The following is an 11987-nucleotide window of genomic DNA, read 5'->3' on the forward strand; positions in this document are numbered from 1 at the left end:
GTCCGTGGACCACCACCGGGTTCGACGCCGACCCGCGACGCCGCGGCAGTGAAGGTTCCCGGAACACAGGCCGGAAGCGTAGGGCCGTTCGCGAGCGCTGCCGCTGAGGCGGAGACTTGATGCGTGGCGTTCACCGACACCGCGTTGGTCCGCCTTCGGCCGGGCCGGCCCTGTACTGATAGCTTTTGCGGCATGCTCATCTGGCTGAACGGGCCCAACGGCGTGGGCAAGACGCAGGTCGCCTACAAACTGCACCGCGGCTTGGCCGGCGCCTTTGTCTGCGACCCGGAGCACCTCGGATTCGCGCTACGCCGGATGCTGCCCGCGTCGCTGCGCGGCGACTTCCGCGACCTGCCCCTGTGGCGAGCCGGTGTCGTCGAGATGCTCCGTACTGTGCTTGATGCCGGCGGCGGGCCGGTCGTCGTGCCGATGATGGTGCTGGACCCCAGCTTGCTGGCCGCGTTCGTCGACCCGCTGCACGCCGCCGGCCACGAGGTGCGGCACGTGACGCTGCTCGCCGACCGAGCCGTCCTGCTGCGGCGCATCCGCTCGCGCGGGGAGACCGCCCGCAGCTTCGCCGCGACCCAGGCCGACCGTTCCCTGACCCTGCTGCGGGCCCCGGAATTCGCCCGCCATCTCTCCACCGACGGCCTGCCGATCAGCGCCGTCGCCGCGGACATCGCTGCCCACGCCGGCCTGGCGTTCACCCCCGATGCCGCCGGACCGGTCCGGCGCCGGGCCCGCCGGCTCGGCGTGCAGCTCCGCCACATCCGCTTCGACGAGCTCGTCGGCCTACCCCGCTGACGGTTCCGCGGAACCGCTCACCCCTCGGCGCCGGGCCGGCTCCTGGAGTCGAGGAAGGCCGCATAATCGGCCAGCAACTCCTCGAACTCCGCAATCGTGAAGTACACCGACTCCCACTGCTCATACAACGACTCCAACAGCACCCGACCCCCCTCGATCTCCTGCACGGTGCCGTTCCCCAGCGCAGCGTTCAACTCGCCCGCGCGCACTTTCTGCCATCGTCGCACATATCTCGCGATATCGGCCGGATACGGGCCGACATCGCTCTCCAAAAAGTCAAGAACGGCGGCCTCGGTATTCCGGTCTATCGAGGGTGCGGACACCTCCAGATTCTGTTCTTCGTCGGGCTGGAATGTCCATCTTCTCATCGAGGCTCCCCTGGTTCGTCCTTCTGGATCGAGAATGCGGTCCTGAGCTCCCCGCCTGGGCCGACATAGAGCTGTATCGGCACACCATCGTGCCTTTCTCGCAGCGCCTTCCTGGGAAATTCATCATTATTTCTCAGTCGCGGCTCGATGACGTCATCGTAGATCTTCTCGTAGGTTATCTGTACGGCGTCGCGCACCTTCTGCGCCGGCCACTGGTTCGGGAACATCGTGTGCTCCGGAACGTCCTCCATCCTCCATTCTCCGGTGGCGGGATGGCGAAACTCGACGTCGGCGTGGTAGGTGCCATCCGCTTTCCGGTCTTCCACTGAGGTGATGCGGCGGTCGGGTGGGGGATGGCCGTCGGGGGCGCTGTGGAAGCCGACTGGGCGGCCGCGCCGGTTCCATCCGCCGTGCAGGATGTGCTGGAATACCCTCTCGCTGATCTCGGGCCGGGCGGGTGCGTCCGCGGGGCGGGCGGGTGGCCCGTCCGGCAATCGGCTTGTGGCGCGGCTGTCGAGGAGGGCGGCCTTGCGTTCGGGGTCGGTGGCGGCGCGGGGAGCGTCGGTGGACGGCCTGGCAGATTCGTCGGGCGCGGGCCTCCATGCCGGCGGCGCGGGCTTCGAGTAACGCCGCCTTCCGCTCGGCCGCGGTGACGGCGGGTGCGGGCCGGTCGTGGGTGGGGGTCTCGGGAGCGCGGCGGTCGAGGAGCGCTGCCTTGCGTTCCACTCCCTCGCGCGGGGTGGCGGTGGGCCGGTCGGACTGGGGCGGGGGAGCGTCGGCGGCGGGTTGACCCGCGTCGGGTCGGGACGCCCGGGAACTCCCGCCGAGCTCGTCGGCCGGGCGCGGGTTGTCGAACTCGGCCACCGGTCAGTCCCGCCGTCCGCGTCCGGCCCGGTCTGGCGGTCGGCGGTGCGAGAGACAGATCGCTTCCTCCCGGCCGTCGCTCTGGCGAATGCACCCACAGTGGACGATATCGCACGTAGTGCGACCGCGAGGTGACGATCTGGCGAAGCGGGGTGGGCTGGACGGTCAGGCCGGCGTGGCGGCCGGGGGCGCGGAGTCCCGTGCCGCGAGATGGTCGGTGATCGCCTGCAGTGCGGCGACGAGCGTGGCCCGGACGGCCTCGTCGGACACCGTTCCATCGGCGGCGACGGCGTCACGGGCCACGGGAATCGCCACGCACGCCGCCTCGATCACCTCGGCGGTGACGTAGCCCAGCACGGTGGCGAGCTCCGCCAGCGCGCCCAGGCCGCGACCGAGGGCGGCGACGTTGATCCAGGCGGCGGGTTTGTCGTAGAGGTCGCAGGTGCCGACCGTCCAGCCGAGCAGGTTCTTCAGACTGCCGGGCAGGGCGCCCGCGTACTCCGGCGTACAGAACAGCACCGTGTCGGCCGCCGCGAGCTGGGCCCGCAGCGCGGCGACCGCGGGCGGCGGCGCGTCGTCGTCATCCGGGGTGAACGCGGGCAGATCAGCCAGCCCGTCGTAGAGGACGGCCACCGTCCCGGTGGGCGCCAGCGTGACGGCGGTCCGCAGCGCAGCCGTGTTCGTCGACGCCTCACGAGTGGAGCCCGAAATCAGGAGAAGCCGTGTTTCCGCCATGAGTCCATCCTCGTCGCCGAGCCCTCATCGCGGCGGAGCGTCGGGGTGGTCGACGGGGATAGAGGCGGAATCGGGCCCCAGGTCTCCGCCGGCAACCGGTCCAGCCGGCCGGCACGTGGCGCAAGCCATCCCAGCCACCGCCATGCCTCCGGTGTGGCGCCGAATAGCTCGTCCTCACCGGCGGAAAAGACTGCCAGTTCGCCGGCTGGGAGCTGCTCGAGCCGCCAGCCGGCCGGCCGCCCGGTGTTGGCGTCCCAGATGCGGGCGGTGCCGTCGCTGCTGGTGGTGAGGATGCGGGTGTTGTCGGGACTCCACGCGCCGGCGGTCAGCCAGCCGGTGTGGCCGGTGAAGGACGATAGCCGGACGCCGGCTCGGCGCCTGGTCGCGGTTGGCGCTACCAGCCAACCTTTGCGGCGGGCATCGCCGGCTGGTCGGCACAGCAGAGCCTGGGTGGTAGACGCGTGGGAGCCGGTCCAGCGTGCGCCGGTGAGGTCGCAGCCGCGGAGCACTGCCCCGGTGAGTTCGGCGCGGCGGAGATCGGTCCCGTTCAGCGAGCTGACGTGCAGTTCGGCGCCGGACAGGTTGGCGCCGGTCAGGTCGGCCCCGGCCAGAACAGACCTGGCTGGGGCGTGGCTCGGCCGGCCTCTGTGGATTGCGTCCAGGCAGTACGCGAAGGCCAGCACCGCTGCCGCGTCGGCACGGCCGGCCGGGGCGTCCGCGGCCGGTGCCGTCAGCGCCGTCGTGCAATGTGTGCGCTCCGACTCCTCGCGGCCGGCCAGCCACTGGCCCAAGAAGTCGAGCGTCTCGGGGCTCGGCACCGGTAGTTGCCAACCGGCCCTGGCCTGTTGCGAGGGCAGCTTCAAGGCTCGAGCGAGGTGGCGGGCGAGGAAGTACTCGCGCAGCGACGTGTGCGCGAAGCCGAACGTCTCGTCGTCCCGGCGGACCAGAAACGTCGCCGTGCGCAGATCCTCCTTCCACAGAGCGGGAGCGCGGGTCGGGTAGTGCAGCTCCAGATCCGGGCGGCGAGGTCCTCCATTAGCAGTTCCTTGTGCGCAGGCAGCAGTGAGTGCTTGCCATCGTCGCGTTCTAGCCATTGCGCGACGAAGGACGTGTACAGGTCCACCGCGCGCACGGTGCGGCCGTCGAGCTTCGCCTGTTCCACCGTCTCCAGTTGCTCGGCAATCATCCGCAGGGTCAGTGGCCGTTCGGCGATCTCCCGCAGGTTGTGCACGCTGTCGAGTAGATCCATCAGCCGGTCCGCGTCGGCGCCGGGAACGTTCGCCGACAGGTACGCCCGCACCTGCTCCTCGCTGAACGGCAGCATCAGCAGAGCCAGGTAGTCGGCGCCGGCTGGACCGTCCCGGTGCTGGCCGGTGAAGTGGGTGGTCTCGTGCCGGATGGAACGAAAGTAGTGAGTCCGGCAGGTGAGAAGCAGCCGGCTCGGTCGAGCCCCGCGTCGCTCGGCGGTCCTGGACTGCCAGGCGTCCTCGGTAGCGCGCCACAGCATCCGGGTGAATGTCTGGCCGGCGTGCGGCTCCAGGTGCACCAGCACCTCGTCCAGTCCGTCGAAGATCAGTACGCAGCCGCCCTCGGCCACCATGTCCAGCACCTGCGCGGCCGACGGGCCAGCGCCGACAGTGCCGGCGTCCAGTAATGCCTGCACGATCCTGGTAAGGCCGGCTCCCTCCCGAGCCACCGACGGCGGCAGGTCACGCAAGTCGAACAGGATCGGCAGCGGCACTGCGGGACCGTTTTGGCGGCGGTGGTCCAGCAGCGCCTCAGTGAACAGCTTGACGGTGGTGGTCTTGCCCATCCCGACGTCGCCGAGCAGCGCACACAGGTGGCGGGCGCCCGGCGACTCGTCGAGCGCCCAGGTCAGCAGGCGGACCACCGCCCGCGTGGGTTCTCCGAGATGCCGCGGGGCCTGGTCGCCGGGGAGTCCTGCGGCGAGCGATGTCTCACCGGCCACCGGAGGTACCGGGATCACGTCGATGGGCCGCTTACTTAATCTCGTCCGGGCCCAGGACTCCCGGTCGGAGTCGTCCCACGTGGGTCGATCGGCCTGGTCCGTTGCCGCCGCCGACTCGTGCCGAGCCCGCGCCGACGTCTCCAGGCTGGTCCACGACTCCTGCCCGGCTCGCAGCGGTTCTCGGAGTCGGTCGTCGACCCACGCGAGGACCGTCGTGACGAACTGGAGCCGGGCAGGGCGGTCCCGGCACTGGCTGAACGGCCGATCGGCGCCGAGCGGGACGCTGCCGGGGCAGGCGCGCTGGGGGCCACGCCCTCCAGGGCGAACCTGAGCGGACGGCGGGTGGTCGTGCCTGCCGGGGTGTGCTGGCGGGCGGCGGCGCTGTCTAGCTCGACGACCACGTCGGCCGTTTCCCGCAGCCGTTGCCGCTCCGCGTCGACATCGGCGCCGAGCACCAGGTCGATCGGGCTGGTGACCCGGTAGCCGGGGATCGCGGCGACCTGCTCGGTCAGTAGCGTCACGAACTGCCGCTCCAGCCGGCGGAGCGCCTCGGACGCCTGGGGTGCGGTCTCCACATGCACGACGGGCTGGAGCACCTCGGACACCGACACCGACGCCGGCACGGGCTCGTCGGCGGTGCGCCGCCTGGCCTCCCGCTGGGAACGCTCGGCCACCTCCTCGCTGGTGACGTCGGCGCCCTCGAACCAGCAGAAGCGGTCCGCCGGCGGCGCCTTGCGCCGGTCGCTCACCAGCCGCAGGTCGATCTCGGCCACGGTCGCCGCCTCGTCGAGGGCGGCGCGGAACTTGCGGAAGGTGCCCTGCGCCTTTACGTCACCGCCGCCGGGTGTGGCGACGTCCAACGCCTGCGGCATCGGGATCCGGCCGTCTTCGCCGATGAGGTCGGCCAGCGCTGTCAGCCGAGCCCGTTGCCGGGGCGTGAGATCGTCGGCGAGCTGCTCCAGGTGCCGCAGCACCGCCCGGTGGGGCAGCCGCTGCATCAGGCCGCGTCGCTCAGCACCCGGCGCCGGATCTCGGTCGTGAGTTCCAGCGCGAACCTCCCCCGGCTGGGCCCGCGGGTCTCGGTGAAGCAGCGCCCCCTGGACGTGAAGATCTGGCGCGTGTCGACGCTGTGCAGGTTCCACGAGCCGTCGACCGGGACTCGCTTCAACATCATCGGCAGGACCTTGTCGACGTCCGGGCCGAGCAGCCGGGGGAGCTCCACGTCCAGGATGAAGCGGCTGGCGAAGAACCCGGGGCTCAGCAACAGCAGCCCGTAGTCTCAGGTGGCGAGCTGGCCGAGGATCTGACCGCGCCAGTCTTCACTGATCTTCACGTGCGAGTCCTCCCACCAGTCGACCCGCACCCCGGCCAGGCCGTCGAGGTGCAGGGCGTCGAGCAGCGTCCCCTTGGCCTTGGCGTCACCGTGGCACCAGCTCAGGAACATTGAGACCTGGACCCGCTCGCCCATCGAACCGCCCCCGTTCGCGTCTTTCCGGATGGCTTCACGATAGGGAACGATCACATCACCCGATCTTCCGGGGTGCCCGTGATGACAGCTTCGTGCTCGAAAGACCGATTTGTTCTATTTTGACGGCATGGGGTGAGTCGCAGAGCGGAGGCCCTCAGGTGCTGGAGGTTGGACCAGGCTCGGGGGGCGCGGTGGTGGGGAGGGCCCGCACGGTGGTCGGTTCCTTGATCGAGACACCGCTGATGCCCAACGTGTGCATTGCCTGGGCCAGGCCGGTGATGCGCTCGACCGCCTGGGCAGGGGTGATGCCGCGGTGGTGGATGTTGGAGAGCAGGTTGCGGTCGGCGTCGGTATGGCCCGAGCGGGGGCGGTGGGCCAGATAGGTGGAGAGGCTCTCGGCGGTGGCGAGGCCGGGGCGCTCGCCGATCAGTAGCACGATCACCGTGGGGTGCAGCAGGTCGCCGATGTCGTTCATGACGCCGACGCGGCACTGACGCACCGCGAACGGCTGGCCGATGGACCAGCCGGCCTCGGCCGCTGAGGTGAGCAGCGCGGGCAGCAGCGCCGGGACTTGAGTAGCCACCGCCGCGGCGGACAGGCCGTCGCCGATCACGACCTGCAGGTCCGCGCCGGGCGGGCAGCGGGCGGCGACCTGGGCGCGGCCCTCGTCGGACAGCCGCCGGCCCAGGTCCGGCCGGCGCAGGTACTCGGCCCGGTCGGCGGCGGCCGAGTGGACGGCGAACAGGCCGAATCGCTTGGTCGTCGCGGCCAGCGCGGCCCCGGTGAGGTCCAGTTCGGTGTCGACAGCGTCGCGGGCCGCCGCGTGGTCGGGCCCGCAGCGCCAGCAGGTTTGCCGTCCGGTAGGACGTCCCAGTCCGGCCGACGAACACCCGCGCCGGCGTCACCGCCCGGACCCGCTCGGCCAGCGCCGCCAGATCCACCAGCACCACCGCCAACGGCTCGGGTTCCCGGCCCGGCCTGGTCCGGTCGGGGGATGCCGGGTCGGCAGGTGGGATGGCGTCGGCCGGCGTGATGGCGTCGGGTTCGGAGGAGCGGCTCGGGGTCACCGGGTCGGGCCCGAGGGGATAGCGGGTGGGGTGGCGAGGGCGTCGTCGAGGCCGGCGGTGAGGAGGGCGGCCACCGGGCCGGTGGGGTCAGCGAGGTGGCCGTCGACGAGGAGGCCGCGGTTGGTGAGCCAGGCGGTGAACTCGGGGGCGGCGCGCAGGTTGAACAGCTCGCGCATGCCGGCGGCGTCGTGGTAGCTGGTCGACTGGTAGCCGAGCATGACATCGTCGGCGCTCGGGACGCCCATCACGAACGTGCAGCTGGCCGCGACGAGCAGGTCGTCGTTGGTGTTCTGGTCGGCATCGACATGGTTGGTGTAGCAGACGTCGCAGCCCATCGGCAGGTCCAGCAGCTTGCCGACGAAATGATCCCCCAGGCCGGCGCGGGTGATCTGGCGGGCGTCGGCGAGGTACTCCGGGCCGATGAAACCGACCACCGAGTTCACGAGGAACGGGTCGAACGCCCGCGCCACCCCGTGCGCCCGCGCCTCGCAGGTGAGCTGGTCGACGCCGTGGTGGGCGTCGGCGGACAGCGCGCTGCCCTGGCCGGTCTCGAAGTACATGACCTGCTCGCCGACGAAGTCGCCCGGCCGGTCCCGGCGGTGGTGGGCGAGCACGGCCTCGCGGCCCTCGGCGAGCAGGTCCAGGGTGATCCCGAAGCTGGTGTTCGCCGCCTCGGTGCCGGCGACCGACTGGAACAGCAGGTCCACCGGCGCTCCGGCGGTGAGCGCGGCGAGCTGGGTGGTGAGGTGCGCGAGCACGCACGTCTGCGTCGGCAGGGCCAGCGTGTCGACCAGCGCACCGAGGCCGCGCAGGATCGTCCCGACCTGCTCGACGGATTCGCGCGCCGGGTTCACGCCGAGTACCGCGTCGCCGCAGCCGTGCAGCAGGCCGTCGAGCACCGACAGCAGGATGCCCTCCAGGTCGTCGGTGGGATGGTTCGGCTGGACCCGCACGCCGAGGACGCCCGCCTCGCCGATCGTGTTGCGGCAGCGGGTGACCGTCCGCAGCGGTTTCGCGGCGCAGATCAGGTCCTTGTCGCTCATGATCTTCGCGGTGGCGGCGGCGATCTCCGGGGTGATCGCGCGGGCGAGGCCGGCGTCGCGCCACTGCGCCGGGAACGCCGGTGCCAGCACGAACTCACGGAACTCCCCGACGGTCAGCGACGCCAGGGGGGCGAACAACGCGGTGTCCTGACCGCGCAGGATCAGGTCGGTGACCGCGTCGTCGATCAGCGGCGCGGCGACGATTTCGCCGAGCGTCACCTCGGCCAGCGCCAGCTTCGCCGCCACCCGCTCCCGGGCCGACGTGGCGGCGATCCCGGCGAGCTGGTCGCCAGACTTCTCCTCGTTCGCCTTCGCGAACAGGGTCGCCAGATCGGCGAACACGTGCCGCTCGCTGCGCAGCGTCGCCCGGTAGGCCATCGCGACCACCTCCCGTCCCCGGCGCTGTCCGCTCGCCGGCGCACTCCGCTCGGGTAACGGTACGTACCTTTGCCCGGACGGACGATTGAGCCGTATTACGGTGCTCCCGTGCCGGAGGACTGGGACGGGAACGCGGGCGCCGCTGCGCCCGGCACGGCCGGCGCGGCGGAGGCGGGCCGGGGGGCGGGCCGGGAGGCGGTGCGATGAGCGCAACCTCGGTGGATGGGCTACTCGGGCTGGACGAGACCGTCGACGAGGTGCTTGTCGCCTACGATCTCAGCCCGGCGCCGCAGGCCACCCTGCTGCACGTCTCGGAGAACATCACCTACCGGGTGGACGACCTCGCCGGCGGACGTCGTTGGGCACTGCGGCTGCACCGCTCCGGCTACCACAGCCTCGCCGAGATCCACGGCGAGCTCGCCTGGGTGACCGCCCTGCGTGCCGATGGGGTCGTGCGGACCCCACCCGTCGTCCCGACCCGCACCGGCGCCCCCGTGGCGACCGTCCGCCTGGGGGGTGACGCCGCGGGGACGGGTGGTGGCGAGCGGCATGCCGTGCTGTTCGCCTGGGTGGCCGGCCACTCCCCGCAGGTGCTGGGACCCGCCGGCCTGCGGGGGGCGTTCGCGCAGCTCGGCGACATCGCCGCCCGTCTGCACCAGCACGCCCGGAGCTGGGCACCCCCGCCGTCGTTCACGCGCTTCGCCTGGACGTGGGAGAGCACCCTCGGTGCGTCCGGCCGGTGGGGAAGCTGGACCGCCGGCCTGACCGCCGCTCTCGGGGATGCGGACGCGCGGGAGGCGTTGGGACTGCTGGGCCGGGCCGCCGCCGTCATCGAGCGGCGCCTCGCCGGTTTCGGCGCCGGGCCGGACCGGTTTGGCCTTATCCACGCCGACATGCGGCTGGCGAACCTCCTCGTCCCCGGCGACGCACCACCCTCTGTCGACGCACCACCCTCTGTCGACGCACCACCCTCCGGCGACGCCTCCGCGGCGGGCGGCGAGGTCTGCGTCATCGACTTCGACGACTGCGGTTTCGGGTGGTACCTGTGGGATCTGGCGGCGTCGCTGTCGTTCATCGAGCACCTCGACTCCGCCGGCGATCTCGTTGCCGCGTGGCTCGCCGCCTACCAGCGGCGGCTCCCGCTGACCGCCGCGGACGTCGCGATGATCCCGACCTTCGTGCTGCTGCGCCGGCTGCTGCTCGTCGCGTGGCTCGGCACCCATCCGCACTCCGACGCGGTGCCCAGCATCCCGGCGTACGCCCGCGACACCTGCGACCTCGCCGAGGCCTATCTCGCCGGACTTCTGCTCACCGGCTGATCTCGGCCAGGGCCTGGGCCGCGGCCGGAGCCAGACCGAAAGCCGGGCCGGTTGGCAAGCCGGGCCGCTTGAACGTCCCGCCCGCCGGGGACAACGCCGACATCGCCCCCGCATCGACGAAAGGACGTGCCACATGTTCACCTCGGTCGCGGGTCGGACTGTCGTCGTCACCGGCGGGAGCAAGGGGATCGGCAAGGGCATCGCCCGGGTCTTCGCCGAGGCGGGGGCGAACGTCGTGCTCAGCGGTCGGGATGTGGTCGCCGCGGCCACCACGGCCCAGGAGCTCGACGAGCTCGGCGGCGGCGCCGTCAGCTTCGTGCTCGCCGACGTGGCCAGCGCCGCGGACAACACCCGGCTGGCCCGTACCGTCGCCGAGCGGCACGGCGGGGTGGACGTCGTCTGCGCCAACGCCGGGATCTCCCCGTCCGCGCCGCTGGCGGCGATGACGGCGGCCGACATCGACGAGGTGCTGGGGACGAACGTCAAGGGCGCGATCCTCACGGTGCAGGCGTTCCTGCCGGCGCTGGTCGCCTCCGGGCGCGGCCGGGTGATCCTCACCTCGTCGATCACCGGGCCGGCCACCGGCGTTCCCGGCTGGTCGCACTACGGGGCGTCCAAGGCGGCGATGCTCGGGTTCATGCGCACCGCGGCGGTCGAGCTTGCCCGGGATCGGGTCACGGTGAACGCCGTGCTCCCGGGCAACGTCCGCACCGAGGGGCTCGCTGAGCTGAGCGCGGACTACCTGAACTCGGTGGAGGCCGCGATCCCGATGCGCCGGCTCGGGGAGGTCGACGAGATCGGCCACGCGGCGCTGTTCCTCGCCTCGGACGAGGCGTCCTACATCACCGGGCAGGCGCTGGTCGTCGACGGCGGGCAGATCCTGCCCGAGTCGCCGGCCGCCCTGCAGGTGTCGTGACGCCGCCCGCGCCGTCGGCGGCGGCTCAGGCCGTTACGGTGTGGTCTCCTGACGATCGTCGGCTTCAGGGTTCGGTGCCCTTTCAGGGTTCCGTGCCGTCCGCGGCGCCGGGTCGACGAGCGGGGTGGCGGTGACGGTCTCGGCGTCCAGGCGGGTCGCCGCGGGCAGAGCCGCCAGCAGCTTGCGCAGCGCCGAGTCCACCGCGGGCTCCAGCCCGAGCCCGACTCGCGCGCACCCGATCATCGTAGGCCGGCCGCGGTGCGTGGCGTCGGGCCGTTGCCCGGCTGGTCTCGGAGCGTAGGCCGGCACCGTCCGGTGGGCGGCTGTGGCGGCTGACACGACATCACTGGAGTGACACAATCAGCGATATGTCGGATACGGGGGCGGCAGAGGAAGACGCGTCGGACCTGGATTTCTTCATTTCCTATACGGATAGCGATCGTGCGTGGGCGGAATGGGTCGCCTGGCAGTTGGAGGATGCCGGGTACCGGGTGCTGGTGCAGGCGTGGGATTTCATCGTCGGCTCGCACTGGCCCGCGGGAATGCAGCGGGGGGTCGCGGTGGCGCGGCGGACCATCGCCTTGCTGTCGCCCGCCTATCTGCGGTCGGTCTACGGGCAGGTGGAGTGGCTGGCCGCGCAGGCGGCTGATCCGCTGGGATTTGCGGGCAAGCTGATCCCGATCCGGGTGGCCGAGTGTCCTCGTGAGGGGCTTCTCGGTCAGATCGTCTCGTTCGATCTGTTCGACCTTCCCGAGGCCGAGGCCAGGGCGCGGCTGGCCGAGCAGCTCGCGATCCTGCGGTCCGGGCGGGCGAAGCCCGGTGCACCACCGGCCTTCCCGTCCGCCATGTCAGGCGCGGCCCCGCGTTCGGAGGAGCCGACGTATCCGGGGCAGGCGGGGTTGGTGGCGCGCTCGACCGATCCGGGCGTGGTGCGCGGTGGCGGTGCGGAGATCGGGCGGCGGGCCGCGTCGGCGGGGTGGGTGGGACCGCCGGAGCTCAGGGCCGCGCGAAGGTCACTTTCCGTGCTGACTGGTTACTCTAGGTTGTGAGGAATGT

Annotated in this window: 16 protein-coding genes; 4 read left to right on the plus strand and 12 right to left on the minus strand. The window is 71.8% G+C overall.

Features of this window, described 5'->3' with window-relative positions; translation table 11 throughout:
- Positions 1–192: 192 nt before the first annotated feature.
- Positions 193–804, plus strand: a complete 612-nt coding sequence (locus G6R25_RS15955) for an AAA family ATPase (protein ID WP_136449549.1) — start codon at positions 193–195, stop codon at positions 802–804.
- Between the two features lie 17 nt (positions 805–821).
- Here the strand turns inward: G6R25_RS15955 and G6R25_RS15960 are convergent, their stop codons facing one another.
- The 10 genes from G6R25_RS15960 to eutB all read right to left on the minus strand — a co-directional run bounded on the left by G6R25_RS15960 (position 822) and on the right by eutB (position 8696).
- Positions 822–1013 (minus strand): hypothetical protein, encoded by a 192-nt coding sequence (locus G6R25_RS15960; RefSeq protein ID WP_163553606.1) that lies wholly within the window; start codon positions 1011–1013, stop codon positions 822–824.
- A gap of 155 nt (positions 1014–1168) precedes the next feature.
- Positions 1169–2314 carry an EndoU domain-containing protein gene (locus G6R25_RS28970; protein WP_268904159.1) on the minus strand — a complete coding sequence of 382 codons (1146 nt, stop codon included), beginning with the start codon at positions 2312–2314 and terminating at the stop codon, positions 1169–1171.
- Entirely contained in the window at positions 2202–2771 is a 570-nt protein-coding gene (locus G6R25_RS15970) for an NADPH-dependent FMN reductase (protein ID WP_163553610.1), read from the minus strand. The genes G6R25_RS28970 and G6R25_RS15970 overlap by 113 nt, the downstream gene beginning before the upstream one ends.
- Positions 2747–3589, minus strand: coding sequence for a pentapeptide repeat-containing protein (locus tag G6R25_RS27465; RefSeq protein ID WP_235948687.1), 843 nt, complete (start codon positions 3587–3589; stop codon positions 2747–2749). Before G6R25_RS27465 ends, G6R25_RS15970 begins: the two co-directional genes overlap by 25 nt.
- A gap of 41 nt (positions 3590–3630) precedes the next feature.
- The gene (locus G6R25_RS27470; RefSeq protein ID WP_235948689.1) at positions 3631–4740 is read right to left on the minus strand and encodes an NACHT domain-containing protein; all 1110 of its coding nucleotides are present in this window, start codon (positions 4738–4740) and stop codon (positions 3631–3633) included.
- Positions 4741–4775: 35 nt separating this feature from the next.
- Positions 4776–5738 carry a hypothetical protein gene (locus G6R25_RS27475; RefSeq protein WP_235948692.1) on the minus strand — a complete coding sequence of 321 codons (963 nt, stop codon included), beginning with the start codon at positions 5736–5738 and terminating at the stop codon, positions 4776–4778.
- Positions 5738–6004, minus strand: coding sequence for a hypothetical protein (locus G6R25_RS27480; RefSeq protein ID WP_235948695.1), 267 nt, complete (start codon positions 6002–6004; stop codon positions 5738–5740). The genes G6R25_RS27475 and G6R25_RS27480 overlap by 1 nt, the downstream gene beginning before the upstream one ends.
- A gap of 15 nt (positions 6005–6019) precedes the next feature.
- Positions 6020–6208 carry a hypothetical protein gene (locus tag G6R25_RS27485; RefSeq protein ID WP_235948698.1) on the minus strand — a complete coding sequence of 63 codons (189 nt, stop codon included), beginning with the start codon at positions 6206–6208 and terminating at the stop codon, positions 6020–6022.
- Positions 6209–6362: 154 nt separating this feature from the next.
- Entirely contained in the window at positions 6363–7082 is a 720-nt protein-coding gene (gene eutC / locus G6R25_RS15985) for an ethanolamine ammonia-lyase subunit EutC (protein ID WP_336501655.1), read from the minus strand.
- 189 nt (positions 7083–7271) lie between these two features.
- Complete coding sequence (gene eutB, locus G6R25_RS15990; protein WP_163553611.1) at positions 7272–8696, minus strand: ethanolamine ammonia-lyase subunit EutB; 1425 nt, start codon at positions 8694–8696, stop codon at positions 7272–7274.
- Between the two features lie 203 nt (positions 8697–8899).
- Between eutB and G6R25_RS15995 the strand changes: the two genes are divergently transcribed.
- Positions 8900–10015 carry a phosphotransferase enzyme family protein gene (locus tag G6R25_RS15995; protein WP_163553613.1) on the plus strand — a complete coding sequence of 372 codons (1116 nt, stop codon included), beginning with the start codon at positions 8900–8902 and terminating at the stop codon, positions 10013–10015.
- Here the strand turns inward: G6R25_RS15995 and G6R25_RS16000 are convergent.
- On the minus strand, positions 10005–10148 hold the full coding sequence (locus G6R25_RS16000; protein WP_163553615.1) for a hypothetical protein: 144 nt from the start codon (positions 10146–10148) through the stop codon (positions 10005–10007). The two genes, G6R25_RS15995 and G6R25_RS16000, sit on opposite strands and share 11 nt — an antisense overlap.
- On the opposite strand from G6R25_RS16000, the gene fabG reads away from it, so the two are divergent.
- Entirely contained in the window at positions 10149–10931 is a 783-nt protein-coding gene (gene fabG, locus G6R25_RS16005) for a 3-oxoacyl-ACP reductase FabG (protein ID WP_163553617.1), read from the plus strand.
- A gap of 33 nt (positions 10932–10964) precedes the next feature.
- On the opposite strand, the gene G6R25_RS16010 is transcribed toward fabG, so the two are convergent.
- Positions 10965–11270, minus strand: coding sequence for a hypothetical protein (locus G6R25_RS16010; RefSeq protein ID WP_163553619.1), 306 nt, complete (start codon positions 11268–11270; stop codon positions 10965–10967).
- 29 nt (positions 11271–11299) lie between these two features.
- Between G6R25_RS16010 and G6R25_RS16015 the strand changes: the two genes are divergently transcribed.
- Positions 11300–11980, plus strand: coding sequence for a toll/interleukin-1 receptor domain-containing protein (locus G6R25_RS16015; protein WP_163553621.1), 681 nt, complete (start codon positions 11300–11302; stop codon positions 11978–11980).
- Positions 11981–11987: the final 7 nt, after the last annotated feature.

Source organism: Candidatus Frankia alpina (assembly GCF_902806485.1).
GTDB classification, from domain to species: Bacteria; Actinomycetota; Actinomycetes; order Frankiales; family Frankiaceae; genus Frankia; species Frankia alpina.

Excerpts from the sequence above, each read along its gene's own strand:
- G6R25_RS15955 (WP_136449549.1), top strand. The coding sequence starts at position 193 with ATGCTCATCTGGCTGAACGGGCCCAACGGCGTGGGCAAGACGCAGGTC.
- G6R25_RS28970 (WP_268904159.1), bottom strand. The coding sequence starts at position 2,314 with ATGGAACGGTGTCCGACGAGGCCGTCCGGGCCACGCTCGTCGCCGCAC.
- G6R25_RS15970 (WP_163553610.1), bottom strand. The coding sequence starts at position 2,771 with ATGGCGGAAACACGGCTTCTCCTGATTTCGGGCTCCACTCGTGAGGCG.
- G6R25_RS27475 (WP_235948692.1), bottom strand. The coding sequence starts at position 5,738 with ATGCAGCGGCTGCCCCACCGGGCGGTGCTGCGGCACCTGGAGCAGCTC.
- G6R25_RS27485 (WP_235948698.1), bottom strand. The coding sequence starts at position 6,208 with ATGGGCGAGCGGGTCCAGGTCTCAATGTTCCTGAGCTGGTGCCACGGT.
- eutB (WP_163553611.1), bottom strand. The coding sequence starts at position 8,696 with ATGGCCTACCGGGCGACGCTGCGCAGCGAGCGGCACGTGTTCGCCGAT.
- G6R25_RS15995 (WP_163553613.1), top strand. The coding sequence starts at position 8,900 with ATGAGCGCAACCTCGGTGGATGGGCTACTCGGGCTGGACGAGACCGTC.
- fabG (WP_163553617.1), top strand. The coding sequence starts at position 10,149 with ATGTTCACCTCGGTCGCGGGTCGGACTGTCGTCGTCACCGGCGGGAGC.
- G6R25_RS16015 (WP_163553621.1), top strand. The coding sequence starts at position 11,300 with ATGTCGGATACGGGGGCGGCAGAGGAAGACGCGTCGGACCTGGATTTC.